Genomic DNA, 24,334 nt, shown 5'->3' on the forward strand with positions numbered 1-24,334 from the left:
TGCCGGTGTCAGCCGACGCGCAGCAGCTCTGTCATCTCCGGCAGGTCGAAGAAGCGCGCCGTCTCGATGGCCGACGGGTTGCCGTGTGCCGGATCCGCGCCGGCGGCGAGGAGTGCGCGGACCGCTTCGGCGCTGCTGCGGAAGACCGCCGCTGCCAACGCGGTCTGACCTCGGTCGTTGGCTCGGGTGTGGTCGGCACCGCGGCTGAGCAGGGCGGCCACCGTGTCCGGGTGGGAGTGGTACGCGGCCAGGATGAGCAGCGTGTCGCCCTTGTCGTTGGTGAGGTTGACCGGCAGGCCGGCGTCGATCTGCGCCGCCAGGTCGTCGGTGGCGCCGGCACGGGCCAGGTCGAACATCCGGTGCGCGAACGCCAGCGTCTCGGCGTCGAGGTTCTCGGTCACCGTTCCAGGTTAGTCACTTCGGTCCTGATAGGTTGCTCGGCCGGTGTGCAGGGTGAGGGGTCCGATGGGTGAGACGGTGTACGTGGGCAACGCGGGCGTCGACGGGGCCACCAACGCTGGTTGGTTGCTCGGGCACTTCGCGCCGCCGGGGGAGATCCGGCACAGCACCGACGTCGAGGTGAAGTGGGGCGTGCATCCGCCCGGGCAGGCCCGGGCGCGGTGGGCGACCGGCGAGGTGCGCACCACTCTGCTCGTACTCGTCGAGGGGTGTTTCCGGGTGGAGTTGCCGGACCGGACGGTACGGCTGGCCGCTCCGGGCGACTACGTGGTGTGGGCCCGTGGGGTGGACCATTCCTGGTTCGCCGAGCGCGCGTCGGTGGTGTTGACAGTGCGCTGGCCCTCGTTGCCGGGCTATCGCACGGACCCGCCGGTGCTGCGCTGATTCACCCGAGCGGATGACCTGCGTCCCATCAGACGGAATTACCTACTAAACCTATAGGCTTTGCCGTCTAGAGTACGAGAGCACCCCGCCGAACGACCCGCGAGGAACCGCCATGACGCACCACCGTCCGGAGCCCGACCTGCTCACCGTTGCCGCCGGGTGGGCCGACCCGGCCGACTGGCCGGTCGCGCTGCGCTTCGATCCCGCCGAGCGCTGGTACGCCCGCCTCGCCGTCGGCGACGATCACGAGGTGTGGGCGCTGAGCTGGCTGCCCGGGCAGGGCACCGACCTGCACGACCACGGCGGCTCCTCCGGGGCGTTCCGAGTGGTCAGCGGCGTGCTCACCGAGGAGACGGTCAGCGCCGGCCGACTGCGCCCCCGACTGTTGCCGGCCGGTGCAAGCCGCCGCTTCGGCCCCCGGCACGTGCACCAGGTGACCAACCGAGGCGTCGATCCGGCGGTCAGCGTGCACGTCTACCGGCCGGCGCTGCTGCGGATGACCCGCTACCACCTCCTCGACGGGCGGCTGCGGGTCGCCGAGGTCGCCGAGGCCGGCCGGTCCTGGTAGTCGCGCGCCCCGAGAACCCCCTGTCACCGGAAGGAATCCGAGAATGCAGACAACCGCCGAGCACTGTCCCGCCCCCGTGCCGCCACCGGGCTCCCGGGGCATCGACGAGATCCTGGCCGCCGCGCGGGCCCGGCTGCGCCGGCTGGACCCGGAGCGGGCGCACCTCGCGTACCGGAGCGGAGCGCTGCTCGTCGACATCCGCCCGGCGGCACAGCGGGCCGCGCACGGCGTGGTGCCGGGCTCTCTCATCGTCGAACGCAACGTGCTGGAGTGGCGCTTCGACCCACGCTGCGCGGCCCGGCTGCCGGAGGCCGTCGACTACGACGTGCCGGTGGTGATCCTCTGCCAGGAGGGCTACACCTCGTCGCTGGCCGCCGCCGCGTTGCAGGACGTCGGCCTGCACCGGGCCACCGATGTGGTCGGTGGGTTCGCGGCCTGGCGCATCGCCGGCCTACCGGCCCTCGGCCCGACCCCACTGCACCACCCTTCACCCCTCGCGTCCCCGGTCAACGCCGGGTGGGCGCGCCGCTGACCGTCACGCCACACCCGGCGTGGCGCGCGTACCGCCACTCAGGAGGCACCATGTCCGTCGTCGCCATCCCCACGCGCCGTCACCCCGGCGTGCGCCCGTCGGCCCGTCCGCGCACCAGCCCGACCCTGACCATCACCCTCGACCTCGTCCCCGGGCCGCTGAGCCCTCGACTGGCCCGGCTCGTGCAGCTGCTGGGTGAGCTGGCCGAATCGGGGGAGGGTCAACTGCGGGCCGTGGAGGAGCCCGCGTCGGGGCCGCGACCGGCCCCGCGCCCTGCCGCACCGGACCACGTCCGCATCCTGGCCGGCTCGCGGATGGTCCGCCAGGGTGACCGGGTCATCGCGCTGACCCGCATCGAGTACGAGCTGCTGCTGTTCCTGGCCGAGCGGCCCCGCCGGGTGTTCACCCGACTGCAACTGCTCTCCAGCGTCTGGGGCTACGAGCACGCGGTGGCCCGGACGGTGGACGTGCACGTCCGTCGGCTGCGCGCCAAGCTGGCCGGCTCGGAGGTGGTCACCACCGTCTACGGCGTCGGCTACCGGCTGGCCGACGAGGCCCTGATCAGCGTGGATCACAGCAGCTGAGCCCTGGTGCGGAGGCGACGTGACCGCCTGGTGAACCGGTCGGGGACCCCCGTAACGGGGCATGTCGACGACTCTGCTGTAATCATCAGGACTCGTACGCAGAGCGAGCATCCGGCTCCGATGCGTTCGTCAATTGTCACATTCATGCAACGTAGCCGCCTCTTGACCCTCGCCCAGGCGCCGGGAAGCATCGATGAAGCGGCGTCCCGGGCCGTGGGGAGATACCCGGACCAGCCCAAGGAGGACCATGTCGGTCAGCCCCGCCTCGTCGCGTGCCGGATGGCATACGTCCCAACCCGCGGTGCCCGGTCGACCTCCCGGCGGCCAGCGTCGCCCGGCGAACACCGCCGCGCCCGTGCTCACTGTGACGCTGTCCATCCCGCTGGCCTGTGAGGAGTCGCTGACCCCGGCGGCACGCCGGCTGTTGGAGGCCGCTCGCGAGATGCTGGAGCGGGGCGAAGGCGTGATCATCGGCTCGGTCCCGACCGAACGCCGCCCCGACCAGGCGCCCGCCAACCGGTCGCCGGCCCGCCCGATCAGCCCGACCATTCCCGCCCTGCACATCCTCGCCTCGTCGCGCTCGGTGCTGCGTGACGAGGAGCCGCTGCCGCTGACCCGGCTGGAGTTCGACCTGCTGCTGCACCTGGTCGCCCACCCGCGCCGGGTGTTCACCCGCCTGCAACTGCTCAACGCCGTCTGGGGCTACGAGCACGCCGGCGTGCGCACCGTCGACGTGCACGTGCGTCGGCTTCGCGGCAAGGTCGGCGTCGACGTCCCACTGGTCACCACCGTCTACGGCGTGGGTTACCGGCTGGCCGACGACGCCCGGGTCACCATCGACCGCAGCGGCTGACCGGCGACACCCACGTACCCGGCGCGGGGCAGGATGGTCCGGTGCGCATCCGCCCCATCTCGCCCGACCTGCTCGTCACCGAGCTGACCGGCCGGCTGGCCGACGCGGCGACCCGCGCCGCGAGCGCCGCCGCCGGGCCCGCGCGGCTGCGGGTGGCAGTGGACGGCGCCCCCGCCGCCGGCGCCGACGAACTGGCCGCGGCGCTGGTCGACCCGCTGCGCGCGCAGGGCCACCCGGTGCTGCACGTCCGCGCCACCGACTTCCTGCGCCCCGCGTCGCTGCGCTTCGAGCTGGGGCGCACCAACCCGGACTCCTTCTACGAGGCCTGGGTCGACGAGGCCGGGCTGCGCCGGGAGGTGCTCGACCCGGCCGCTGCGGGCGGCAGCGGCCGGCTGCTCCCGTCGCTCTGGGACGCCGACGCCGACCGGGCCAGCCGTGCCCGCTACGTCGACCTGGCACCCGGCGGTGTCGTCCTGGTCAGCGGCTCGCTGCTGCTCGGCGGCGGCCTGCCCTTCGACGTGACCGTCCACCTGGAGTTGTCCCCGGCGGCGCTTCGCCGACGCACCGAAGCGGCCCAGCAGTGGGCGCTGCCGGCCTTCGACCGGTACGCCGAGGAGGTCGTCCCGGCAAGCTTCGCCGACGTCGTGGTACGCGCCGACGACCCCCGCCGACCGGCGCTCGTGGAGCCCGGCGACGACGACTGACAACAACCGAGAATTTGTCGGTTTGCCCGGCTGGTCCGGCGGGTACTCGCCCGGCTCACAGAGCACGGGTGATCGCCCGCGCACCGAACGCGACCGTGACCGGGGCCCCGCGCCGCGGCACCCGGTTCACCTTGTGCCACAGGCCCAGGAAAGGCAGGCAGCGATGCTCGTCCACGACACGGTCGGTACCGCCCGGTCCCAGACGGAGATCGATCAGATCCGACAGTCGCTCCAGGCGCGCTACGACGAGCTGACCGCGGAGTACGACCAGGCGGTGCTCCAGAGCCAGGTGCTGCGGCTGGTGGAGGTCGGCGACACCGCCGGCGACGACCAGGCCGACAGCGGCACCAAGACGGCCGAGCGGGACACCGCCCAGTCCCTGTTGCGCACCATCCTCGACCGCCGCGCCCAGTACGAGCACGCCCTCGGCCGGCTCGAGGAGGGCACCTACGGCTGGTGCGAGGGCTGCTCGGCGGCGATCCCGGTGGAGCGGCTGGAGATCTTCCCGTCCGCCACCACCTGCGTGACGTGCAAGCAGACTCGCGAGCGGCGGGCGGCCTGAGCCACCCCAGCGGTTGCCGGTCGGTCCCGGACGCGGTGGACTTCAGCCATGGGTGACATCCTCGTGGGCACCGCTTCCTGGACCGACCGCACACTGCTGGACTCGGGGTGGTATCCGCAGACCGCCGACACCCCGGAGAAGCGGCTGGCCTACTACGCCAAGCAGTTCCCGCTGGTCGAAGTGGACGCCACCTACTACTCGCCGCCCGCCGAGGCGACCGCGCGGCTGTGGGCCGAACGCACCCCGGCCGGCTTCACCTTCAACGTCAAGGCGTTCAGCCTGCTGACCGGGCACCCCACCCGGGTCAGCGCGCTCTACAAGGACCTGCGCCCGGAGACCGACAAGAAGAACGTCTACCCCGACGACCTGCCCGCGCAGTCGTACGAGGAGGTGTGGACGCGTTTCCTGTCCGCGCTGGACCCGCTGGTCGAGGCCGACAAGCTGGGCGCGCTGCTGTTCCAGTTCCCACCCTGGTTCACCATCAAGCGGGCCAACAAGCAGTACCTGCTGGAGGTGGCGAAGCGCTGCGCGCCGCTGCGTCCGGTGTACGAGTTCCGGCACGCGTCCTGGTTCGACGGCGACAACGCCGACGAGACCCTGGCCTTTCTGCGCGAGCACAAACTGCCGTACGTCTGTGTGGACATGCCGCAGGGCCACCGTTCGTCGCTGCCCCCGGTGCTGGCCGCCACCGCGGACCTCGCGGTCATGCGCTTCCACGGGCACAGCGACAAGTGGACCAGCAAGGACATCCACGAGAAGTTCGGCTACCACTACTCCCAGCGCGAGTTGGCCGACTGGGCGCCGAAGCTGCGCGAGCTGGCCGACGAGGCAGGCCAGACCCACGTGCTCATGAACAACTGCTACCGCGACTACGCGCAGACCAACGCCGCGACCCTCGCGGCTCTCCTCGACGTCGACTGACCTCACCCGATCAGGGTGGGGACGACTCACCCCACCAGCCGGCAGGGTGGACGCGGTGGGTTCGGCCGTCCACGGGCGGCCGACGCCGGAGACGACACGGAGGTGACGGGGATGACGGTTCGAGTGGTGACGGATCGACGGCGTGGTGCCGTCCTGCACGTGGTCGGCACGGCCGACAACGCCCGGCGCGCACCACAGGGCAGCCCGGTGCGGGCCCGCCGTGGCCCGGTTGGGCCGCCGCGCCGCGCCGACGACCGACGGTGGGACACCACGGAACGGGGGTCGACCGATGGCTGACTCGATGATCTCGGCGTTCGAGTCCTCGCTGGACAAGACGAACCTCATTCTCAAGGACATCGAGAATGCGTACGGCTGGCCGAAGGAACGGCGCAACCAGTCGTACGCGGCCCTGCGCACGGTGCTGCACCTGCTGCGCGACCGGCTGCCGGTGGACGAGAGCGTGGAGTTCGCCCAACAGTTGCCGGTGTTGGTACGGGGCATCTACTTCGATGGCTGGGTGCCGTCCGACGTGCCGATCAAGCTCAACCGTGACGACTTCCTCTACGAGGTTCGGCAGGGCTTCCCGTACGACGCGGAGGGTGGCCCGGAGCGGGTGACGCAGGTGGTGCTGGACACGCTGCGCCGCCACGTCACCCAGGGTGAGTGGCAGGACGTGAAGGACACCATGCCCAAGGACCTCGCCACGATGATGCCGTGACGGTCTGACACACCGCGAGCCCGCCCGACTGTTGTCGGGCGGGCTCAGTCGTCCTCGGCGGGCACCCGCGACACCGGGTGCCCGGCCCGGCGGGCGAGCGCGGCGAACGCCATGGCGTCCACGATCGCGGCCCCGCCCGGATCGTTGTTGAAGTAGACGTACGCCGGCTCGTCGGCGCCGAAGGCGTCGGTCAGCCGACTCACCCAGGACCGCAGCGCGGCCCGACCGTAACGCGGCCACGGCCGTGCCCGCCCCTCGTGCAGCCGCAGGTAGCCGAAGTCGGTGGTGCGCCAGCGGGGGGCGACCGGGCGGCCCAGCCGATCCGCCCAGACCAGCGCTGCCCGACGCCGTTCGAGGACCGCACGGGTGGCGTCGGTCCACCAGGAGGGGTGCCGGGGCTCGACCGCGACGCGCACCTGCGTCGGGAACAGTCGCAACGTCGCGTCCAGCGCCTCCACGTCCGCCCGCAGGTTCGGTGGCAGTTGCAGCAGCACCGGGCCGAGCCGGTCACCGAGCGCGGTGGCGCGGCCGAGGAACCGGGCCACCGGCTCCTCCGGGTCACGCAGTCGCTTGATGTGGGTGAGGTAGCGGCTCATCTTCACCGCGACGCAGAAATCAGCCGGGGTGCGCGCCCGCCAGGCGGCGAAGGTGTCCCGCTCGGGCAACCGGTAGAAGGCGTTGTTGACCTCGACCGTGGCGAACCCGGCTGCGAAGTGCTCCAACCAGAGCCGCTGCGGCAGCCCCTGCGGATAGAAGCGCCCGCGCCAGTCCCGGTACTGCCAGCCGGACGTGCCCACCAGGATCACCCACCCATCCTGGCACTCTCCGCCGCCGCTCGCGAACTGCCCGTGTCGCCCCGGTTCGGCGTCTACGGTGAGGGTTAGAGAAGATCGCGCGTGGGGTACCACCCGCAACACGACGGACCCCGGCGTACGGCGGGGCGGCACACCCGAGGGAGTACCGATGGCACTCAACGATGACGACATGCAGACCACCGGCGGCGGCGGCGCGGAGGGTCCGGCCGACGGCGGCGCGACCCCCGGTCAGCACGACGGTGGCGCCGACGGCGGCGCGGAGGGTCCCGCCGATGGTGGTGCCACTCCGGGTCAGCACGACGGTGGCGCCGATGGCAGCGCGGAGGGTCCCGCCGATGGTGGTGCCACCCCGGGCCAGCAGGACGGTGGCGCTGACGGCAGCGCCCGGTAGCGGCTCGCAATGACCTACCTCGACCCGCCGGGCGGCCACCACGGTCGCCCGGCGGTTGCGTCCGCCGAGGCCACCGCGGCGCTGGCCCGATGCGTCTCGGTCGAACCGGCCAAGTTCGCCGCCGCGCACTGGGGGCACACCCCGCTGCTGTCCCGAGCCGCCGAACTGCCCGACACGGCCGGCTTCACCGACCTGCTCAGCCCCGCCGACGCCGACGAGTTGCTGAGCCGGCGCGGTCTGCGTACCCCGTTCCTGCGCGTCGCCAAGGACGGCCAGCTGGTCGCGGCTTCGCGCTGGACCGGCGGTGGCGGCGCGGGCGCCGAGATCGGCGACCAGGTGCTCGACGAGCGGGTCCTGGAGCAGTACGCGTCCGGGGCCACCCTCGTGTTGCAGGGGTTGCACCGGATCTGGCCGCCGCTCGTCGACTTCGCCCGCGACCTGGGCCTCGCGCTCAACCAGCCGTTGCAGATCAACGCCTACCTGACCCCGGCCGGCAGCCAGGGCTTCGCCACCCACTACGACACCCACGACGTGTTCGTGCTCCAGGTCGACGGCCGCAAGCACTGGCGGATCCACCGGCCGGTCCTGCCCGACCCGTTGGAGAAGCAGCCGTGGGGTGGACGCGCCGACGAGGTCGGCGCCACCGCGCAGGGTCCGGCCGCGCTGGACGTGGTGCTCGCCCCCGGTGACTCCCTCTACCTGCCCCGGGGGTGGCTGCACAGCGCGCAGGCACAGGACGCCAGCTCGCTGCACCTGACCGTGGGCATTCGCGCGCTCACCCGCTACGCCCTGGTCGAGGAGCTGCTGGCGCTGTCCGCCGAGGACCAGCGACTGCGGGCCAGCCTGCCGTTCGGCACCGACGTCGCGGACCCGGACGCCATCGAGCCGGAGCTGACCGAGACCGTGGAGGCGCTGCGGGACTGGCTGCTGCGCGCCGACCCGAGCGCCGTCGCCGCGCGGTTGCGCCAGCGCGCCTGGCCGGCCGCCCGCCCGGCGCCGATCCGACCGCTCGCCCAGGCCGACGCGCTGGCCACACTGGACGCCGACTCCCGGCTCACCCTGCGGCCGGGCCTGCGTTGGCAGCTTGTGCCGCACGGGTCGGACAGCGTGGCGCTGCGGCTCTTCGACCGCACCATCACCCTCCCGGCGACCTGCGAGCCGGCCGCCCGCGCCCTGCTCAGCGGAGTGGTCGCCCGGGTCGGCGACCTGCCCGGCCTGCCCGACGACGCCGACCGGGTCACCCTGGCCCGCCGCCTGCTCCGCGAGGCCGTCCTGATCCCGGCCTGACCGGTCGCATCGAGGGCCGGCGCAGCGCCCTGGGTACACCCTGTCCAGGGCGCTTCACGTCCCGAGGACCTGGTGCACGGCCAGTGACACCAGACGCGACGTCCTGTTGGATGTGGGGGACGGTGCCGCGGAGGGATTCGTCCATGGGTTCTGATGGTCGTCGCTCGGCCGGATGGGTCGTGGCCGGTGTGCCGATGTTGGCTGCGCTGGGAGGTCTTGCCGCTAACGCAGCTTCCGACCAGCAGCGTTGGCCCAGGGTCCTTGAGCTGGTGCGACAGAATCCGTGGTTGACCTTGGGCGTCATAACTCTGATGTGTGTGGGGTCCGAGGTGGTGTTGCTGTGGCCGCGCCGGAGATCCAAGAGCGTTGTCCCCGCCGAGACTGAGCAGCCGGGCCCGCGTCGTATGCCGAATCGGAATCCGCTGTTCACCGGTCGGGAACAGATACTGGACGACCTTCACCTGCGACTCGAATCATCTGTCGTCTGTCTGCACGGCATAGGTGGTTCCGGTAAGACAAGTCTGGCAGTCGAATATTCGCACAGATTCAAAGAGCGTTTTTCCGTGATTTGGTGGATAGCTGCCGAACAGCCTCCGCTCGTAACCGAACAGTTGGCGGCGTTGGCTGTCGAAGTGGGTGAAGCAACCGAAGGAACACCGGTCAAGGATGCTGCCGAGAAGGCTCGGGTCTGGCTGCGCGGCCACCGGGGCTGGTTGGTGGTGTTGGACAACATGCCGGGAACCGAGCTCGTTTCGCCGGTAATTCCCGATGGTGCCGGTCAAGTGCTGATCACCTCGCGAGCCAACTACTGGAATCAGCTAGGAGCGTTGATTCAAGTGGATGTATTTTCCCGGACAGAGTCGGTGTCCTTATTGACAGCGCAGCTGAGCGGGATCAGCCCGTCGGACGCGGACAGGGTCGCGAACGCGGTGGGCGATCTGCCCCTGGCGGTAGCGCAGGCGGCGGGTTTCATGGTGGCAACGGGCATGCGGCCCAGTGAGTACGTCGATGCGATCGAAGTGCATGCGATCGAGATTCTGGACCGCGGCAGGCCGGTCGGATATCAACTGTCGTTGGCCGCGGTGGTCGCGCTCTCCGTCGAACGGCTCAGTGTTGAGGACCCCGTAGGGGTCAGCATCCTGAATCTGTGTTCGTTCCTGGGGCCAGAGCCGATTCCCTTCACCTGGCTCACTCGTATGCCGCAGGAGGGAAGTCGAAGCGCCCTCGCCAAGGCCTCACCCGTCAAACTGAGGTCATCGGTGGGGCGGCTGGTGGAATTCGGCCTTGCGCGGCTCGACTCGGACGGGGGGTCGCTCGTGGTGCACCGCACGACGGCGGCAGTCGTGCGCGATCTGCTCACCGTACGGACGCGAAGCAGGCAGTGGCAGTTGGCCGGTGAATTGCTCGCCGCGAACCGATCCGACGACCCCTCTGAGTTGGCCCTCTGGCCCCTGTGGTCCATCCTGACGGCTCACGTTGGCCCGCATCTACGGCTGGCCCCCGCATCCGCCGACGCGGGCAGCCAGGATTATCGAAGAGTCGTTCTCGATGCCGCCCGGTATCTGGAGCTGTCCGGACAGGCCGCATCAGCGAATGAGCTCGCCCGCGCAGCTCGCGAGAGATGGACCCAATCGCTGGGCAGCGACGATCTGGATGTCCTGCGGGCAGCTCGGCGGCAGTCGGCGACGCTGCCCCCGGCGCATCCCGACGCGTTGGGCATCGAGACGGACACACTTGCCCGTTTGCAGCGCCTGCTCGGTCCGGACGATCCGGAGACCCTGTCTTCGGCTGGCAACTGCGCCAGGGCCATGGCCGACCTCGGGAGATACGAGGACGCACGGCAGTTGAACCGCGACACTCTCACTCGCCTGCGGCGGATCTTCGGTGACGATGATCCCAGGACTCTGCTGTCCGCCAACAATCTGGCTAATCGAATGTCTGAGCTTGGTGAACACGAAGCTGCGAGGGCTCTGCACCGCCAGATTCTGGACCGCCGGGAAGTGGTGCTTGGTCACGATCATCCGGACACCCTGATTACCACGACCCAACTCGCTCTCGACCTAGCGAATCTCGGAGAACTGGACGAGGCGAGGACGTCGTGCCGCCTGTCCCTTGCCGAGCTCAGCCGCAGGCTTGGTCCCGACCACCGCAGCACTCTGCAGGCGGCGGCCATCCTCGCTGAAATTCTGCGCCGGGAGGGGAGTCTCCACGAGGCGCGCGCTCTTGACGAGGAGACTCTCGAACGTCGCAGGCGGGTGTTGGGCACAGACCATCCCGAAACCTTGGCCCTGGCTCAGAGCCTTTTTCCGAACTCGTCCCACCAGGGCTGAGCCCGGAATGCCGGTGTCTAGCTGGTGCTGTCTCGCGCCCCGAGCGCCCTGTCCGGTCGTTGACTGCGGCCACCCGCGGGCTGTTCGTCGGATCAGCGGCCGAGGGCCAGCAGCAGCCCGGTGGCGACCACCCCCGCACCGAGGACCACTGTGATCGGCCGGGGGCCGAGCACCGCGTGCCGGCGGTCGGCCAGCACCCGCGCCGGCACCAGACCGACCAGCGGCCCGAGCAGGGTCACCACCAGCGCCAGCACCGGCAACCCGACCGCCAGGTCTCCGCCGTACCCGATGCCGAGCGCGCGGGCGCCGGCCCCCAGCGCGTACGCCAGCACGGCGCCGGCCACCCCGCAGAGCGCCAGCAGCGGGTTGACCGAGCCCGGCAGCTCGCCCGGCTGACCGGCCCGGTCGAGCAGGTCACGGGCCTTGGCGAGCAGCACCACCGGGTCGGTGGCCCCGACGCCGTTCGCCGGGGCGGGCGGGCCACCGAGACGGCGGGCACCGAGGCGCGAACGGACCTGCTGCCACAGGTGGGTCACCTCGGCGTCGACCCGTTCCTGCTGCTCACGGGCAGCGACCAGCTCCTCCTCGGCGCTCTGGAGCTGGTCGGCGGCCTCGGCGACGGCCCGCTCGGCGGCAACGCACTGCCGCTCGTGCCAGGTGTGCGCCTCGGCGCGCTGCTCGCGTACCCGCGCGCTGAGCTCGGCCAGCCGCCGTAGCTGCGCCGCGTACGTCTCGCTGGTCACCGGTTCGTTCATCGCGTCGGTCCATACGGGATGATCACCTGTCCGGTGCGGTGCACCGCCCGGTCGAAGAAGAGCCCCCGCCAGGGGCGGGGATACCAGTCCGGGCCGCCGGTGCCCGGATAGAGCGACGAGCCCAGCTCGCCGCCGTGCGCGTCCAGGGCCACCCAGGCGCCGATCTGGTCGGTACGGGCGGCCGGCCCACCGAGATCGGCGCGCATTCGGGCCACACCCCGCCACCAGGCCAGCACGTGCGTGCGTCGTTCCGGCCCGTCGTGCATGATCCGGCGCAGCTGCTCCAGGCCGGTCCGCCGGCCCGCGCGGGCGGCCAACGCGCCCGCTGCCGCGTCGACGGCGAACAGCAGCAGGTAGTGCGGAGTTCCCGGGCCGCCGAGCCCGTCGGCCGTCTCGGCCATCAGCTCCCCGACGGTCTCCTCGTCGTACCAGGCGGCGTCGTCGGCCAGGTCGTCGTAGAGGGCGCGGGCGATCGGGTCGGCGTCCGGGTCGAGGCAGGCGATGGAGAACCGGGCGGTGCCCGGCGGGTGCTGACGGGCCAGCGACCGGGCCGCCGCGTCGAGCACCGCGCACGCCTCGTCGACGCGGGTGCCGAGCACCGCGAGGTTGCGGCCCGGGGCGCGCGGCAGCCGCAGCGACGCCGAGCGGGACTGCACGTCGATGATCTCGCCGAGCAGGGCCACCGGGTTGCGCGGCGCGGTTCCGTCCGGCGGTACGGCGAGCGCCCGGAAGTCCGGGGCGTCCGCCAGCCGGGGGATCGCGTCGCCGTCGAAGAGCCGGGCCGGCGCCGCGTCGGGGGCGCGCATCCGCCACAGCCGGTGCTGCAACCCGCTCCAGGTCTCCCAGTCGCTGGCCGCCGGGACGCGGGCCACCTCGTTGCCCTCCACCATGCCCGACTCGGCGTTGATCACCGCGTGCCAGCGCGGCAGCGACTGCGCCGCGTCGTTGCGCTCGGCGAGGATGCGCAGCGCCTTGGGCAACGCGATGCGCAGGGCGAACTGGGCGACCAGCGCGGGCCGGCCCCACAGCGCCTCGATGCCCCGCACGTCCTGCGAGGCCAGGACCAGGTGGATGCCCTGGGACCGGCCGCGGCGGGCCAGGTCCTCCAACAGGTCGGCCGCCTCCCGGGCGACCACGTCCCGGCCGGCCAGCAACATCTGGAACTCGTCCACCACGGCGACGATGCGGGGCCAGTGCCCTGTCGGGTCGACCGCCCGCAGCTCCGCCAGCTTGGTCACCTCGTGTTTCTTGGCCGCGTCGGCGCGTCGGCGCAACTCCTCGGCGAGGAAGCGCAGCAGCGCCAGTCCGAACTCCCGGTCGGTGTTGACGTTGATGCCGACCAGCCGCATGTGCGGCAGCCAACTCGGGTCGCGCCGGCCCTGCGCGAACCGCGCGAAGGAGACCCCCTCCTTGAAGTCCAGCAGGTAGAACTCCAGCTCGGCGGGGGAGTAGCGGGCGGCGAGGGCGCCGATCCACGCGAAGATCAGGTTGGTCTTGCCGGTGCCGGACGGCCCGCCGATCAGCGCGTGCGGTGGGTAGTCGCCGAGCGTCAACCGTACCGGCCGGCCCTGTGGGCCCTCACCGATCGGCGCGGTCAGCCCGTCGGCGGAGTCCTCCCGCCACATCAGCTCGGGCGGGGGCAGCAGGTCGGTGAAGGGAGTCGGCGGCGGGCCCGCGTTCACCCGGGCGGCGACGTCCCGGCAGGTCTCGGTGACCAGCGCCGCCGGTGGCGGTGGGTCCAGCCGGACCGGCAGCCCGGCCGAGCCGCCGATCCGCGCGCCGGACACGCCGGCCACCACCCGGGTCACCGTCGGATCCTCCGGCAACGGCACACCGTGTACCACCAGGTGTACGCCGCAGGCGGCGCCGGCCCGCACCACCCGGTCCAGTTGCCCGCGCTCGTGCCGGTTCAGTTCCTCCCCGCCGAGCAGCACCGCCACCCGCCACGGTTCGGGTCGTCGGCCGGTCGCCGCAGCCAGTTCGCGCAGCGACGCGTACTCGCCGGCGAGGACCGTCTCGTTGATCCGTCGGATCTGCTCCACCAGGTCGTCGAGCAGCGGGCCCAGCCCGCCCGGGCCGACGAAGGTGAGCAGCCCTGCCGTGCCCAGCGGGGCGAACCCGGCCAGGCCGCCGCCGAGCTGGTCCGGGTCGTACCCGACCAGTCGTACCACCCCGGGGTCGGCACGGCCGACGGCCCGCAGCAGCAACGCGGACACCACCGCGTCGCAGCCGGCGCGGTCGTCCCCGGAGAGGTGCACGTGCCCGGCGTCGAGCAACGGCACCAGCGCGGGAACCGGGTCGACGCCGTCGATCCGGACCGTGCCGACCCGAAGCGCGCCGGGCGGCTCGGCCCGGCGGGCGGGCGTCGGCGTCCACCCGGCCCAGTCGGCCCCCGCGCAGCCGGGCGCCTCCTGCCGGGCCGCGTCGGCGGCCCGCCGGGCCAGCTCCGCGATCCGGGTGGAGTAGCGGGCGTCGATCTCGGCGATGCGGCGGTCCCGTTGGGCGCCCACCCGCTCCGGCACGGCCGCCGCGGCCCGCTGGACCCGGGCCAGTCGTTCCCGCCCGGCGGTCAGGTCGGCCTGGGCGGCGGACAGTCGGGTGCGGGTGGCGCCCAACGCCTCGGCGAGGGTGTCCCGGACCCGGCTGGCCAGCTGACCGCGCCGGTCAGCCATCGGAGCCCCGACGCGTCGGCGCGTCCCGCCAGGGGCTGCCCGAGCGTGGGGGCTGCCCAGCGGGGCGTGGCGGCGGCCCGTCCGAGCGCTGCGGCAGACCACCGGAGCGCTGCACCGCACCGCCGACGCGGGGAACTCCGCCCGTCGACCGCACGGTCCCGCCCGGCTGCTGCGTGCCCGCCGGTTGCCCCGCCCGCGCCGGTTGCCCGACGACGCCTCGCTGCCCCGAACCCGCCGGTTCTTTCGCGCCGCCGGCCGGCAGGTCCCGGCCCAGGCGGGCGAGCAGCAGCCCGGTCGCCACCCCGGCGGTCACCGCGGAGTCGGCGGCGTGCGGGGGTTCCCCCGAGGCGCGCGGCGGCGGCATCCGGCACACCCGGGTCAGCAACGTCTCCAGCACCGGCGGCGGCAACCCGGGCAGCAGGTCGCGGACACGTCCGTCCAACTCGCCGCGCAGCCGCCCGAGATCGGTGGCGCGAGGCGGGTGCCCGAGCAACTCGCCGGCCAGCTCACGCAGCAGCGGCGGCGCCAGCGCCGCCATGCCCAGCCCCACGTCGGCCGGGGCTCGGCGCAGCTCCTTGCGGAGCCGGTCCCGGTCGCCGGAGCGGACACCACCCACCACTCGGCGCAGCAACTCCTGGGAGTCGTCCACCTGCTCGTCGGGCTCGTCGTCGGTGCCCTCGCGCCCGCCGGTCAGCTCGGCCACCCGCACCGACCACCAGCGGCGCATTCGCACCTGCTCGGCCGGCTCCGGCGCTACCGCGGCGGGCCCGGACACCGGTGGCGTGTCGTGTCGGGGAGCGCGTTGCTGCTCAGGGCGGGGCGCCGGGGCGCCGTCCGCGCCGAGCCCGATCGCCGTCAGGTACGCCGACAGCTGTTCCTGGGCCACCCGCAGCGCGTAGCCGGCGCTCTCGGCGTGCTCGGTGGCGGCGGAGAGCTCGGGCACCCCCATCGGGTTGGCCGACTCCTGTCGTACCCAGCGCAGCCGCTCCGCGGCCAGGCCGAACTTCTCCAGCGCCTGCCCGAGCAGCGCCACCGGGAACTCCTCGGTGGCGGCACGGACCTGCCCGCCGACATCCTCGATGATGGACATGACGGCCTACAGAGTGGAGACGTAGAGCTGCGCCTGCTCCACCGCGACAAGTGTCGCGGCGAGACACTCCTCCAGCTCCTGGCTGGCCTGGGTCAGTGACGCCTGGGCCGCCTCCACAGTCTCGTGCCCGCTGCCCTCCAGCGCCCCGGCAAGGGTCTGCTGTGCCTCGGAGAGTTTCTCGCCGGCTGCCTGCACGGCTGTCTGCCCGTCTCCGATCTGTTGGAGGGCGACATCGATGGCAGCCTTCAGCTCGGCGACGCTCGCCACGGCGGAACCTCCTGGGGGCGGGGAGATCTCCATTAGAGCCTATCGCCGGTTCCGAAAGAACATCCGCCCTGTCGGTGTTCCTGCCCGCCTGTCCGGAAGGCCCTCGGAAGTGCCGGGAGTCCGATCTGTGGGAGTCCCAGTGCGAGAATTTCTCAGTTGCTGGTCGGGTTCTCGCGGAGCCAGCGCGGGCCGTACACCTCGGCGCCCAGCGCCGTCACCCGGCCGCGCAACTCCCGGTCTGCGGTGACCACCAGTCGCCGACGCCGCGGCGCGCCCTCCACCAGCTCGACCACCGTGTCGTCGCCGGAGCCGGCGGCGGAGACCACCCGCACACCCTCGGTGCCCGGTACGCCCCGCGCGGCCCCCTCGACCACCAGGACCACCTCCACCGGGGCGGTCAGCCGGGCCGGCAACCCGATGGTCGCCACCGGGGCGAGCGAGTCGCGCAACCGGGCAGCGGCCCCGGCGCGGTCACGCCACCACCCGTTCGGGCGCGAGCCCACCACGTTGGCGCCATCCACGATCAGCAGCGGGGTCTCATCCATCCGGTCAGCCTGCCACCACCGCCCGTCCCTGGCCCGACGCCACTCCCGGAATGCCGGTCCTTCGCCACCTGCGGCGTTTGTCGGGCCGCGCGCCGGGTAGCCCCTGCCGACCGTGCCGAGCCCTACTGCGGAGGACAGACATGATGGGACCCGGTGACATCGGCTCCGACCCGTGGGACGAATTCCTGGCCAGGTACTTCGGCCGGGGCGAGGGAGGGCGCCGACCGCCGCACCGGGTCGACATCACCCGACTGATGACGGCGGACGCCCGGGAGATGCTGGCCGACGCGGCCCGACGGGCCGCGCAACGGCAGAGCAGCGACCTGGACACCGACCACCTGCTCTGGGCGGCGCTGCAACGCGAACCGCTGCGTGACCTGGTACGCCGGGCCGGGGCCGACCCGGACACCCTGCTCAACGCCCTCGGCGGAAAGGGCGACGGCGCGCCACGCGGGGAGGTGCCGCCCAACCTCTCGTTGACCCCCGCCGCCAAGCGGGCGCTGCTCGACGCCCATCAGCTGTCCCGCGCGATGGGTGCCAACTACATCGGCCCCGAGCACATCCTGATGGCGCTGCCGCTCAACCCGGAGTCGCCGGCCGGGCGGATGCTGGCCGCCGGCCGGATCCAACCCGAGTCGTTGCAGGCCGCCAACGCCGAGCGCGGGCCGATGACCGGGCCGAAGCCGGACCGTGGCACCCCCACCCTGGACCAGTACGGGCAGGACCTCACCGACCTGGCCCGCAACGACCAGATCGACCCGGTGATCGGGCGGGCCGACGAGATCGAGCAGGCCGTGGAGATCCTGTCCCGGCGGACCAAGAACAACCCGGTGCTGATCGGCGAGGCGGGCGTCGGCAAGACCGCCATCGTCGAAGGGCTGGCCGAACGGATCTGCGACGGCGACGTACCGCAGACCCTGCTCGGCAAGCGGGTCGTCCAGCTCGACCTGGCCGGTCTGGTCGCCGGCACCCGTTACCGGGGCGACTTCGAGGAACGGCTGAAGAAGGTGATCGACGAGATCCGGGCGCACCGGGACGAGCTGATCATCTTCATGGACGAGATCCACACCCTGGTCGGGGCCGGTGGCGCCGGCAGCGAGGGCGGAATGGACGCGTCGAACATGCTCAAACCCGCCCTCGCCCGCGGCGAGCTGCGGGTGATCGGCGCGACGACGCTGGACGAGTACCGCAAGAGCATCGAGAAGGACGCCGCCCTGGCCCGGCGCTTCCAGCCGGTGCTGGTGCCCGAGCCCAGCGTCGACGACACCATCGCCATCCTGCGCGGGCTACGCGACCGGTACGAGGCCCACCACCAGGTGCGCTTCACCGACGAGGCGTTGGTCTCGGCCGCCGAGCTGTCCGACCGGTACGTCACCGACCGGTTCCTGCCGGACAAGGCGATCGACCTCATCGACCAGGCCGGCGCCCGGGTGCGGCTGCGGACCCGCACCCCCGCGTCCGACGTGCGCGAGCTGGAGCAGGAACTCGACGAGGTACGCCGGGACAAGGAACAGGCCGTCACCGACGAGCAGTACGAGCGGGCCTCCGCGCTGCGCGACCGGATCTCCGAGCTGGAGGAGGACATCCGACGCGCCAACGGCGAGGACGGCTCGTCCGGATCCCAGGTGCCTGAGGTGGGCCCCAAGGAGATCGCCGAGGTGGTCTCCCGGGCCACCGGCATCCCGGTCAGCCAGCTCACCGAGGAGGAACGCGACCGGCTGCTGCGCCTGGAGGGTCACCTGCACCAGAAGGTGGTCGGTCAGGACGACGCGGTCACCGCGGTCGCCGAGGCGGTGCGCCGCTCCCGGGCCGGGCTGGCCGACCCGGAGCGACCGATGGGCAGCTTCCTGTTCCTCGGCCCGACCGGTGTCGGCAAGACCGAGTTGGCGCGGGCCCTGGCCGAGGCGTTGTTCGGCGAGGCGGACCGGATGGTCCGGGTGGACATGAGCGAGTTCCAGGAGCGGCACACGGTCAGTCGGCTGGTCGGCGCGCCGCCCGGATACGTCGGCTACGAGGAGGCCGGCCAGCTCACCGAGGCGGTGCGTCGCCGCCCGTACGCGGTGGTGCTGCTCGACGAGATCGAGAAGGCCCACCCGGACGTCTTCAACATCCTGCTCCAGGTGCTCGACGACGGGCGGCTCACCGACAGTCAGGGTCGCACTGTGAACTTCAAGAACACCGTCCTGATCATGACGAGCAACCTCGGCTCCGAACTGATCACCGGCGCCCAGCGCTCGGTCGGCTTCGGCACCGGGGACGTGGGCAGCGAGCAGGAGAGCAACGAGCTGCGCGAGCGCCTCATGCGCCGCCTTCAGGAGAACTTCCGCCCGGAGTTCCTCAACCGCATCGACGAGGTCATCATCTTCCGCCGGCTCGAGGCCGAGCAGCTGCGCGACATCACCGCGCTGCTGTTGGAGGAGACCCGCCGCCGGATGCACGCCCAGGACCTCCAGGTGGAGTTCACCACCGCCGGCATCGACTGGCTCGCCGAGCACGGCTACCAGCCGGAGTTCGGCGCCCGCCCGCTGCGCCGGGTGATCCAGCGGGAGGTGGACAACCACCTGTCCCGGATGCTGCTGGAGTCGGCGATCTCGCCGGGGCAGAAGGTCACTGTGGACGTCCGCGACGGGGCGCTCACCTTCGACGTGACAGCGGGCGAGCGGGGGTACACCGCCGCCACGACCACACACCCGCGATGAGCGGGCCGGCGCGAAGGGACGAACAGGAGGACCCGCACCAGCCCGCGGAGTCCGCGAAACCCCGGGACGAGGACGACCATCCCGACCCGATCCTGGCGTCGCCCACCGCGAACCCCCGCCGGACGCGGGTGCCCGCGGAGGGCCTGCATCCGAAGACCGACCAGGACGACCCGGAGACGTCCGGGCCGCCGCCCGGAGAGGAGACCTGATGGTACGCGAAGCGCGGCTCGACCCCGAGGTGGAAGTGCTCTGGGAGGACTTCCACGCCGAGGTCAACGTCCCGTCGGAGCAGCTGCGGACCTGGCTGCTGACCCGGGGTTCGGGGGAGGAGTCGTTCAGCCCGAACCCGAACCTCGACCTGCCCCAGCCCGGCCGGGAGATCCTCAAGGTGCTCAACAAGCGCAAGGTGGACCTCACCCCGGAGGACATCGAGGTGATGCGGGAGGCGGTCGAGCGGATCCGCGAGCTGATGGACGCCAAACCGTCGCGCGGCAACGCCGACGACAACTGGCGGCACTCCCTGCTGGACCTGGGTCACGACCCGCTCGTCGAACGCTGAGCGAGGTTCACCCGCGACGGTGCCGTCCCGAACCCGGGACGGCACCGTCGCGGCGCGCTACTGGCCCTGGTCGGGCTCCAGGCTGGCGATCGTCAGACCCGCCGCGTCGGCGGCGGCGTCCCGGTCGCCCCGGGTCTGGTCCTCCCGGGTGAGCAGATTCGCGTACTCGGTCACGTCGGCCGGGTCGGGCACCGTCGGCAGGCGGCGCAGGAACGCCTCCACCGCACGGGTGGCGGCGGTGTGCGCGGCAGCCGCCTGGCGCAGCAGTTCGCGGTCGTCGGCGGGCGGGTAGAGGTCGGTCATGTCCGCCAGATACCCGGCCCACGGCGGTTCGCACCGCCAGCGGCCCGGAATACCGGCAGCTCAGCCCGGCCGTACCCCGGTGGGGTGCCGGACGCCGAACCCCGGGTTGCGGGGCAGCCAGGCCAGGTACGCCGGGTGCGGCGCCAACGAGTCGACGTACGCCGCCTTCGCCGTTTCCAGCACCAGCTCCGCGCCCTGGGCGGCGGGGGAGTCCGGATGCCAGCCGAGCAGCAGCCGCCAGCGCAGCGGCGTCCCGGCGAGTTGACGGGTGACCAGACCACTCACCGGACGGAACGTCGCCTGGCACAGGGCCACCGCCACGCCGGCCTCCACCAGGTCGACGCAGCCGCGGATGTCGGTCTCGTACACCTTGCGGGGGGTGAAGCCGGCGCGGGCGCAGGCGGCGGCGAAGCAGTCGGCGAAGCAGCCGTCACCCGGCGCGGCGACCCACTGTTCGTGGCGCAGGTCGGCCAGGCGGACCTCCTCCTGCGCCGCGAGGGGATGGGTCTCCGGCAGCAGCACCAGCACCGGGTCGACGGCCACCTCCTGCCAGCTCAACCCGAACCCGGCCGACGGACTGGCGTCGCCGCACACGCCGGCCAGTGCGAAGTCCAGCCGACCGCCGGCCACCAACTGCGCCAACTCGTCCACCGACCAGGACGCGTACGTGGTGATCTGGGCGGGCGGCTGCTCGGCCGCCAAGCGGTGCACCAGCCGACCCAGGATCGGGCTGTTGACCCCGCCGAACCGGTAGCACGGCGGCGTGTCGCCTGCCCCGGCCAGCCGAGCGGCCTCGTCCTGCAACCCCTTCATCGCCGGCAGCAGCACCCGGGCGCGGGCCAGCACCAGCTCACCGAGCGCGGTGGGTCGAGCCCCGCGCCGATCCCGGTCGAACAGCGGGCCGCCCAGCGTCCGTTCGATGCGTTGAAGCTGGGCGGTGAGCGCCGGCTGGGCCAGGCCGAGCGCCGAGGCCGCCTTCGTCACACTTCCCGTCTCCGCGATCGCGCAGACCACCCGCAGGTGACGCAGCTCCAGGTTCATAGGGTGACGGTAGGACCAGGCGTCTGCTGGCGGAATAGCCTGAGCGGATCGGTGATAATGAATGCACTGTCGGTGGTCGTCGGTCAGCGGTCGCGCGGCGGCTCCGGCAGGTCCGCCAGGTACGTCGGCCGCCGGGTCACCGCGTCGAGGACCTTGTCCACGACCCCGACCGCCGGCTCCACGATCCGGTTCCACGGAGGGGTGGCCGGCGTGCCCGGGTGCGGTCGGGTCGGCGCGGCCTCTTCGGCAATCTCCAACCGGTTGCCCAGCCGGATCAGCTCCTCCTCGGTCGCGACGGCGCGCAGCTCGGTGACCAGCGCGCCCACGCCCTCGACATGCCGGCGGACCCGCTCGGCGACCTCGGTCAGCGCCTCCTCCGTCAGCCCTTTCAGGGCGCTCAGCAGGGCCGCGTCGGCGCCGATCTCCGCATCGACCCGCTCGGTGGCCGCCGGCAGCGCCGCGCGGACCGCCGGCAGCAGGTACTGCTCCTCGGCGGACAGGTGCCGCGACAGCGCGGCGGTGAGCACCGCCAACCCCTCCTGCGGTGTGGTGTCCGGGCCGGAGAGCTGGTCCAGCAGCGCCAGCAGTTGCCGGTGCTCCCCGTCGACGATGTCGGCGATGCTACGACCGGCGGGTCGGTAGCCCTCCTCGGGTGCGGGCGCGGGCGGCAGCGGCGGCAGGGGAACAGCGGACATGGTGCCCTCCTCGACTGGCGGGCGGAAGCTCCGGCAGGACGTTCGGTCGTGGGCGGCGGTACCCGAACGCGGCCGACGCGAAACCGACCCGTCGATGCGTCCACCCGCGCCGGCCTGTCGAGCGGCCCGGGCTGGTATGAAGAGGCGATGACGAGCGACGCCGCCTCCGCCCTGCCCGACCCCACCGCAGAGGTCGTGGACCTCTGCCGCGACCTGCTGCGCATCGACACCACGAACACCGGTGACAACGACACCAGCGCCGGCGAGCGCCGCGCGGCCGAGTACGTGGCGGAGAAGCTCGCCGAGGTGGGCGTGGAGTCCGTCCTGCACGAGTCCACGCCGGGCCGGGCGAATGTGGTGGCCCGCATTCCGGGCACCGACCCGAGCCGGGGCGCGCTGCTGGTGCACGGCCACCTGGACGTGGTGCCCGCCGACGCCGACGAATGGTCGGTGGGCCCGTTCTCCGGCGAGCTGCGCGACGGCTATCTCTGGGGCCGGGGCGCCATCGACATGAAGGACTTCGACGCGATGGTGCTCGCCGTGGTGCGGCACTGGCAGCGCACCGGCGTACGCCCGCCGCGCGACATCGTGCTGGCCTACACCGCCGACGAGGAGGCCGGCGGCGAGTACGGCGCGCACTTCCTGGTGGACAACCACCGGGGCCTCTTCGACGGCTGCACCGAGGCGATCGGCGAGGTCGGCGGCTTCTCCTACTCGGTCAACGACAGCCAGCGGCTCTACCTCATCGAGACCGCCGAGAAGGGCATCGACTGGCTGCGGCTGCACGCCAAGGGCCGCCCCGGGCACGGCTCGATGATGCACGACGACAACGCCGTCACCGCGCTCGCCGAGGCGGTCGCCCGGATCGGCCGGCACCGCTTCCCGGTGGTCGTCACCGACACCGTGCGAGCCTTCCTCACCGAGGTCTCCGACCTGCTCGGCATCGAACTGGACCCGGACGACCCGGAGACGGCCATCGCGAAGCTCGGCCCCATCGCCAACATCATCGGCGCGACCATCCGCAACACGGCCAACCCGACCCGGTTGAGCGCCGGATACAAGGACAACGTCATCCCCGGCCGGGCCACCGCCACCATCGACTGCCGCAGCCTTCCCGGCCAGTCCGAGCTGCTGGAGCGGCAACTGCGCGAGCTGGTCGGCCCGGACATCGCGATCGAGTACATCCAGCGGCAGCCGGCGCTGGAGACCACCTTCGACGGTGACCTGGTCGAGGCCATGTCGGCGGCCCTGCGCGCGGAGGACCCGGGGGCGCGGCCCGTCCCGTACATGCTCTCCGGGGGCACCGACGCCAAGGCGTTCTCGCAGCTCGGCATCCGCTGCTTCGGGTTCGCGCCGCTCCAACTGCCCGCCGACCTGAACTTCTCCGCGTTGTTCCACGGCATCGACGAGCGCGTTCCGGTCGACGGACTACAGTTCGGCGTGCGGGTTCTCGACCGGTTCCTCCGCACCTGCTAGTCGTGTCCGGCGGTGTCTGCCGGCGCGCAACCTCCCCATCGTGAAGGGACTGCCCCACATGACCGACCAGCATGGTGAGCTGGACGCCGCTCTCGAGCGGGTGATCGAAGCGGCCCGCCACCACCTGGCCGCCGTACGCGCCGCCCAGGGCCGCGTCGACGACGACGACGTCTGGCAGGCGTACGTGGCTTTGAACAACGCCTCCTTCGCGTACGACGAGCGGCTGCTCGACGCCTTCGGCGAGGTGACGCCGTGGGATGTCGACTCGATCGACCCGGACGAGGCGGACGAGCGTTTCGGCGGCGGCGAGGGTGCCGAGGCCAGCGACCCGCACCCTCGGGTGATCTCGGTGCGTCAGCGTCGCGACTACCGGGTGCCGAGCGTCGCCGCGCTGCTGCGGGTGGCCGAGGCGGCCCGCCGCGAGGGCACCCCGGAGGACGACGAGCCGGCGCCGGTGGAGGGCGTCGGCGAGGCCGTGCTGGAGCTGCTGCAGAGTGGTGACGGCTCGCTCGGCGCGTTGGACGTCCCCGAGTTGGAGCCACTCGACGGGGTGGTCATGGTCAGCGAGGTGGGCACCCCGGTCGACCTGGAGTCGTTCGACGACGACGACGCGGTCGGCCCGTTCCAGCCGGCTGCCGACGACCGGCTGGTCGGTCGGCTCGACGAGCACCCGTTCCTGGAGCTCGACGACGACCACGACCACGCCGGGCACCAGCACTAGGCCGGGTGCCGCCCGGGGCCGGACTCCGGCCTCGGGCGGCACCGCCCGGTCGTCAGTACGACAGACCCGGCTGCGGCTGGTTGACCCGCCGCCGACGTAGCACCACCTGCCGCGTGCCGTCCCGGTACAGCCGCACCCGGGCCAACTCCCATCCGGAGAACTCCGCCTGGATCGCCAACTGCGCCGCTGCGGTCAACCGGTCGACGTTCGGCGGCAGCCGCAGTGGCGCGTATTCGTAGTCCATGCCCTCCATGCTGCCCAGCCCAGCGACCGTTTGCCACCCCCTCCAGGGTGACCAACAACGCCGCCCCACCGCCCTGCGCCCGCCCCGCGCCCGCCCAACCCCCTCGCCACGCCGATCGGTTACCCCCGCCTTCACGCCACCCCGTGCCGCCCAACACCC

At 72.4% G+C, this 24,334-nt stretch carries 29 protein-coding genes; 18 read left to right on the forward strand and 11 right to left on the reverse strand.

The window, feature by feature from the left end:
- Positions 1-8 precede the first annotated feature (8 nt).
- A complete protein-coding gene (locus tag ACLQ3F_RS04610; protein WP_357204205.1) occupies positions 9-401 on the reverse strand; it encodes an ankyrin repeat domain-containing protein in 393 nt (130 codons plus the stop codon).
- Between the two features lie 64 nt (positions 402-465).
- Between ACLQ3F_RS04610 and ACLQ3F_RS04615 the strand changes: the two genes are divergently transcribed.
- The 10 genes from ACLQ3F_RS04615 to ACLQ3F_RS04660 all read left to right on the forward strand — a co-directional run bounded on the left by ACLQ3F_RS04615 (position 466) and on the right by ACLQ3F_RS04660 (position 6,285).
- Positions 466-843, forward strand: coding sequence for a signal peptidase I (locus ACLQ3F_RS04615; protein WP_357204206.1), 378 nt, complete (start codon positions 466-468; stop codon positions 841-843).
- 112 nt (positions 844-955) lie between these two features.
- Complete coding sequence (locus tag ACLQ3F_RS04620) at positions 956-1,411, forward strand: cysteine dioxygenase (protein WP_425846419.1); 456 nt, start codon at positions 956-958, stop codon at positions 1,409-1,411.
- 43 nt (positions 1,412-1,454) lie between these two features.
- Positions 1,455-1,943: a rhodanese-like domain-containing protein gene (locus ACLQ3F_RS04625; protein WP_357258136.1), complete on the forward strand. Its 489-nt coding sequence runs from the start codon at positions 1,455-1,457 to the stop codon at positions 1,941-1,943.
- A gap of 50 nt (positions 1,944-1,993) precedes the next feature.
- Positions 1,994-2,527: a winged helix-turn-helix domain-containing protein gene (locus tag ACLQ3F_RS04630; protein ID WP_357204212.1), complete on the forward strand. Its 534-nt coding sequence runs from the start codon at positions 1,994-1,996 to the stop codon at positions 2,525-2,527.
- Positions 2,528-2,774: 247 nt separating this feature from the next.
- Complete coding sequence (locus ACLQ3F_RS04635; protein ID WP_355007887.1) at positions 2,775-3,380, forward strand: winged helix-turn-helix domain-containing protein; 606 nt, start codon at positions 2,775-2,777, stop codon at positions 3,378-3,380.
- A 41-nt stretch (positions 3,381-3,421) separates the two neighbouring features.
- On the forward strand, positions 3,422-4,084 hold the full coding sequence (locus ACLQ3F_RS04640; RefSeq protein ID WP_357258138.1) for a uridine kinase: 663 nt from the start codon (positions 3,422-3,424) through the stop codon (positions 4,082-4,084).
- Between the two features lie 163 nt (positions 4,085-4,247).
- Complete coding sequence (locus tag ACLQ3F_RS04645) at positions 4,248-4,646, forward strand: TraR/DksA family transcriptional regulator (protein WP_124823205.1); 399 nt, start codon at positions 4,248-4,250, stop codon at positions 4,644-4,646.
- A gap of 48 nt (positions 4,647-4,694) precedes the next feature.
- Positions 4,695-5,567, forward strand: a complete 873-nt coding sequence (locus ACLQ3F_RS04650) for a DUF72 domain-containing protein (protein WP_425846425.1) — start codon at positions 4,695-4,697, stop codon at positions 5,565-5,567.
- Between the two features lie 111 nt (positions 5,568-5,678).
- The gene (locus ACLQ3F_RS04655; protein ID WP_112676583.1) at positions 5,679-5,864 is read left to right on the forward strand and encodes a hypothetical protein; all 186 of its coding nucleotides are present in this window, start codon (positions 5,679-5,681) and stop codon (positions 5,862-5,864) included.
- On the forward strand, positions 5,857-6,285 hold the full coding sequence (locus tag ACLQ3F_RS04660; protein ID WP_347661067.1) for a DUF2267 domain-containing protein: 429 nt from the start codon (positions 5,857-5,859) through the stop codon (positions 6,283-6,285). Before ACLQ3F_RS04655 ends, ACLQ3F_RS04660 begins: the two co-directional genes overlap by 8 nt.
- A gap of 44 nt (positions 6,286-6,329) precedes the next feature.
- On the opposite strand, the gene ACLQ3F_RS04665 is transcribed toward ACLQ3F_RS04660, so the two are convergent.
- Complete coding sequence (locus ACLQ3F_RS04665) at positions 6,330-7,091, reverse strand: DUF72 domain-containing protein (protein WP_425846428.1); 762 nt, start codon at positions 7,089-7,091, stop codon at positions 6,330-6,332.
- 157 nt (positions 7,092-7,248) lie between these two features.
- Here ACLQ3F_RS04665 and ACLQ3F_RS04670 point away from each other — a divergent pair, with 157 nt between their 5' ends.
- The 3 genes from ACLQ3F_RS04670 (at position 7,249) to fxsT (ending at position 11,108) form a co-directional block, all read left to right on the forward strand.
- Positions 7,249-7,491 carry a hypothetical protein gene (locus ACLQ3F_RS04670; protein ID WP_355103103.1) on the forward strand — a complete coding sequence of 81 codons (243 nt, stop codon included), beginning with the start codon at positions 7,249-7,251 and terminating at the stop codon, positions 7,489-7,491.
- 9 nt (positions 7,492-7,500) lie between these two features.
- On the forward strand, positions 7,501-8,778 hold the full coding sequence (locus ACLQ3F_RS04675) for a cupin domain-containing protein (RefSeq protein WP_425846431.1): 1,278 nt from the start codon (positions 7,501-7,503) through the stop codon (positions 8,776-8,778).
- A gap of 287 nt (positions 8,779-9,065) precedes the next feature.
- The gene (fxsT, locus tag ACLQ3F_RS04680; protein WP_425846434.1) at positions 9,066-11,108 is read left to right on the forward strand and encodes an FxSxx-COOH system tetratricopeptide repeat protein; all 2,043 of its coding nucleotides are present in this window, start codon (positions 9,066-9,068) and stop codon (positions 11,106-11,108) included.
- A gap of 92 nt (positions 11,109-11,200) precedes the next feature.
- On the opposite strand, the gene ACLQ3F_RS04685 is transcribed toward fxsT, so the two are convergent.
- From ACLQ3F_RS04685 to ACLQ3F_RS04705, 5 genes are all read right to left on the reverse strand, one after another.
- Positions 11,201-11,863, reverse strand: coding sequence for a hypothetical protein (locus ACLQ3F_RS04685; protein ID WP_425846437.1), 663 nt, complete (start codon positions 11,861-11,863; stop codon positions 11,201-11,203).
- Positions 11,860-14,535, reverse strand: a complete 2,676-nt coding sequence (locus ACLQ3F_RS04690) for an FtsK/SpoIIIE domain-containing protein (protein WP_425846439.1) — start codon at positions 14,533-14,535, stop codon at positions 11,860-11,862. Before ACLQ3F_RS04690 ends, ACLQ3F_RS04685 begins: the two co-directional genes overlap by 4 nt.
- Positions 14,528-15,625, reverse strand: coding sequence for a hypothetical protein (locus ACLQ3F_RS04695; protein WP_425846441.1), 1,098 nt, complete (start codon positions 15,623-15,625; stop codon positions 14,528-14,530). The genes ACLQ3F_RS04690 and ACLQ3F_RS04695 overlap by 8 nt, the downstream gene beginning before the upstream one ends.
- 6 nt (positions 15,626-15,631) lie before the next feature.
- Positions 15,632-15,892 carry a hypothetical protein gene (locus tag ACLQ3F_RS04700; protein ID WP_030332749.1) on the reverse strand — a complete coding sequence of 87 codons (261 nt, stop codon included), beginning with the start codon at positions 15,890-15,892 and terminating at the stop codon, positions 15,632-15,634.
- Positions 15,893-16,044: 152 nt separating this feature from the next.
- Positions 16,045-16,437, reverse strand: a complete 393-nt coding sequence (locus tag ACLQ3F_RS04705; protein WP_355007896.1) for a hypothetical protein — start codon at positions 16,435-16,437, stop codon at positions 16,045-16,047.
- Between the two features lie 140 nt (positions 16,438-16,577).
- Between ACLQ3F_RS04705 and ACLQ3F_RS04710 the strand changes: the two genes are divergently transcribed.
- The 3 genes from ACLQ3F_RS04710 to ACLQ3F_RS04720 are packed head-to-tail and all read left to right on the forward strand — an operon-like array spanning position 16,578 to position 19,695.
- Positions 16,578-19,136: an ATP-dependent Clp protease ATP-binding subunit gene (locus ACLQ3F_RS04710; RefSeq protein ID WP_355007897.1), complete on the forward strand. Its 2,559-nt coding sequence runs from the start codon at positions 16,578-16,580 to the stop codon at positions 19,134-19,136.
- Complete coding sequence (locus tag ACLQ3F_RS04715; RefSeq protein WP_357208051.1) at positions 19,133-19,345, forward strand: hypothetical protein; 213 nt, start codon at positions 19,133-19,135, stop codon at positions 19,343-19,345. Before ACLQ3F_RS04710 ends, ACLQ3F_RS04715 begins: the two co-directional genes overlap by 4 nt.
- Complete coding sequence (locus ACLQ3F_RS04720) at positions 19,345-19,695, forward strand: DUF3140 domain-containing protein (RefSeq protein WP_141909299.1); 351 nt, start codon at positions 19,345-19,347, stop codon at positions 19,693-19,695. Before ACLQ3F_RS04715 ends, ACLQ3F_RS04720 begins: the two co-directional genes overlap by 1 nt.
- Positions 19,696-19,752: 57 nt before the next feature.
- On the opposite strand, the gene ACLQ3F_RS04725 is transcribed toward ACLQ3F_RS04720, so the two are convergent.
- From ACLQ3F_RS04725 to ACLQ3F_RS04735, 3 genes are all read right to left on the reverse strand, one after another.
- A complete protein-coding gene (locus tag ACLQ3F_RS04725; RefSeq protein WP_210818733.1) occupies positions 19,753-19,998 on the reverse strand; it encodes a hypothetical protein in 246 nt (81 codons plus the stop codon).
- Between the two features lie 60 nt (positions 19,999-20,058).
- On the reverse strand, positions 20,059-21,039 hold the full coding sequence (locus ACLQ3F_RS04730) for a LysR family transcriptional regulator (protein ID WP_357208156.1): 981 nt from the start codon (positions 21,037-21,039) through the stop codon (positions 20,059-20,061).
- Between the two features lie 83 nt (positions 21,040-21,122).
- Positions 21,123-21,734, reverse strand: a complete 612-nt coding sequence (locus ACLQ3F_RS04735; protein ID WP_425846447.1) for a hemerythrin domain-containing protein — start codon at positions 21,732-21,734, stop codon at positions 21,123-21,125.
- A 147-nt stretch (positions 21,735-21,881) separates the two neighbouring features.
- Between ACLQ3F_RS04735 and ACLQ3F_RS04740 the strand changes: the two genes are divergently transcribed.
- Both ACLQ3F_RS04740 and ACLQ3F_RS04745 read left to right on the forward strand, forming a co-directional pair.
- Complete coding sequence (locus ACLQ3F_RS04740) at positions 21,882-23,210, forward strand: M20/M25/M40 family metallo-hydrolase (protein WP_425846448.1); 1,329 nt, start codon at positions 21,882-21,884, stop codon at positions 23,208-23,210.
- A 58-nt stretch (positions 23,211-23,268) separates the two neighbouring features.
- On the forward strand, positions 23,269-23,931 hold the full coding sequence (locus ACLQ3F_RS04745) for a hypothetical protein (RefSeq protein ID WP_091408864.1): 663 nt from the start codon (positions 23,269-23,271) through the stop codon (positions 23,929-23,931).
- Between the two features lie 52 nt (positions 23,932-23,983).
- Here ACLQ3F_RS04745 and ACLQ3F_RS04750 read toward each other — a convergent pair whose 3' ends face one another.
- On the reverse strand, positions 23,984-24,175 hold the full coding sequence (locus ACLQ3F_RS04750) for a DUF5703 family protein (protein ID WP_013734349.1): 192 nt from the start codon (positions 24,173-24,175) through the stop codon (positions 23,984-23,986).
- Between the last annotated feature and the right edge of the window lie 159 nt (positions 24,176-24,334).

Origin of the sequence: Micromonospora sp. DT15 (assembly GCF_049841475.1) — a bacterium.
Lineage (GTDB): Bacteria > Actinomycetota > Actinomycetes > Mycobacteriales > Micromonosporaceae > Micromonospora.

Excerpts from the sequence above, each read along its gene's own strand:
- ACLQ3F_RS04620 (WP_425846419.1), top strand. The coding sequence starts at position 956 with ATGACGCACCACCGTCCGGAGCCCGACCTGCTCACCGTTGCCGCCGGG.
- ACLQ3F_RS04630 (WP_357204212.1), top strand. The coding sequence starts at position 1,994 with ATGTCCGTCGTCGCCATCCCCACGCGCCGTCACCCCGGCGTGCGCCCG.
- ACLQ3F_RS04660 (WP_347661067.1), top strand. The coding sequence starts at position 5,857 with ATGGCTGACTCGATGATCTCGGCGTTCGAGTCCTCGCTGGACAAGACG.
- ACLQ3F_RS04735 (WP_425846447.1), bottom strand. The coding sequence starts at position 21,734 with ATGTCCGCTGTTCCCCTGCCGCCGCTGCCGCCCGCGCCCGCACCCGAG.
- ACLQ3F_RS04745 (WP_091408864.1), top strand. The coding sequence starts at position 23,269 with ATGACCGACCAGCATGGTGAGCTGGACGCCGCTCTCGAGCGGGTGATC.
- ACLQ3F_RS04635 (WP_355007887.1), top strand. The coding sequence starts at position 2,775 with ATGTCGGTCAGCCCCGCCTCGTCGCGTGCCGGATGGCATACGTCCCAA.
- ACLQ3F_RS04650 (WP_425846425.1), top strand. The coding sequence starts at position 4,695 with ATGGGTGACATCCTCGTGGGCACCGCTTCCTGGACCGACCGCACACTG.
- ACLQ3F_RS04670 (WP_355103103.1), top strand. The coding sequence starts at position 7,249 with ATGGCACTCAACGATGACGACATGCAGACCACCGGCGGCGGCGGCGCG.
- ACLQ3F_RS04730 (WP_357208156.1), bottom strand. The coding sequence starts at position 21,039 with ATGAACCTGGAGCTGCGTCACCTGCGGGTGGTCTGCGCGATCGCGGAG.
- ACLQ3F_RS04655 (WP_112676583.1), top strand. The coding sequence starts at position 5,679 with ATGACGGTTCGAGTGGTGACGGATCGACGGCGTGGTGCCGTCCTGCAC.
- ACLQ3F_RS04625 (WP_357258136.1), top strand. The coding sequence starts at position 1,455 with ATGCAGACAACCGCCGAGCACTGTCCCGCCCCCGTGCCGCCACCGGGC.
- ACLQ3F_RS04750 (WP_013734349.1), bottom strand. The coding sequence starts at position 24,175 with ATGGACTACGAATACGCGCCACTGCGGCTGCCGCCGAACGTCGACCGG.
- ACLQ3F_RS04615 (WP_357204206.1), top strand. The coding sequence starts at position 466 with ATGGGTGAGACGGTGTACGTGGGCAACGCGGGCGTCGACGGGGCCACC.
- ACLQ3F_RS04705 (WP_355007896.1), bottom strand. The coding sequence starts at position 16,437 with ATGGATGAGACCCCGCTGCTGATCGTGGATGGCGCCAACGTGGTGGGC.
- ACLQ3F_RS04720 (WP_141909299.1), top strand. The coding sequence starts at position 19,345 with ATGGTACGCGAAGCGCGGCTCGACCCCGAGGTGGAAGTGCTCTGGGAG.
- ACLQ3F_RS04690 (WP_425846439.1), bottom strand. The coding sequence starts at position 14,535 with ATGGCTGACCGGCGCGGTCAGCTGGCCAGCCGGGTCCGGGACACCCTC.
- ACLQ3F_RS04710 (WP_355007897.1), top strand. The coding sequence starts at position 16,578 with ATGATGGGACCCGGTGACATCGGCTCCGACCCGTGGGACGAATTCCTG.
- ACLQ3F_RS04685 (WP_425846437.1), bottom strand. The coding sequence starts at position 11,863 with ATGAACGAACCGGTGACCAGCGAGACGTACGCGGCGCAGCTACGGCGG.
- ACLQ3F_RS04740 (WP_425846448.1), top strand. The coding sequence starts at position 21,882 with ATGACGAGCGACGCCGCCTCCGCCCTGCCCGACCCCACCGCAGAGGTC.
- ACLQ3F_RS04725 (WP_210818733.1), bottom strand. The coding sequence starts at position 19,998 with ATGACCGACCTCTACCCGCCCGCCGACGACCGCGAACTGCTGCGCCAG.
- ACLQ3F_RS04695 (WP_425846441.1), bottom strand. The coding sequence starts at position 15,625 with ATGTCCATCATCGAGGATGTCGGCGGGCAGGTCCGTGCCGCCACCGAG.
- ACLQ3F_RS04645 (WP_124823205.1), top strand. The coding sequence starts at position 4,248 with ATGCTCGTCCACGACACGGTCGGTACCGCCCGGTCCCAGACGGAGATC.
- ACLQ3F_RS04715 (WP_357208051.1), top strand. The coding sequence starts at position 19,133 with ATGAGCGGGCCGGCGCGAAGGGACGAACAGGAGGACCCGCACCAGCCC.
- ACLQ3F_RS04675 (WP_425846431.1), top strand. The coding sequence starts at position 7,501 with ATGACCTACCTCGACCCGCCGGGCGGCCACCACGGTCGCCCGGCGGTT.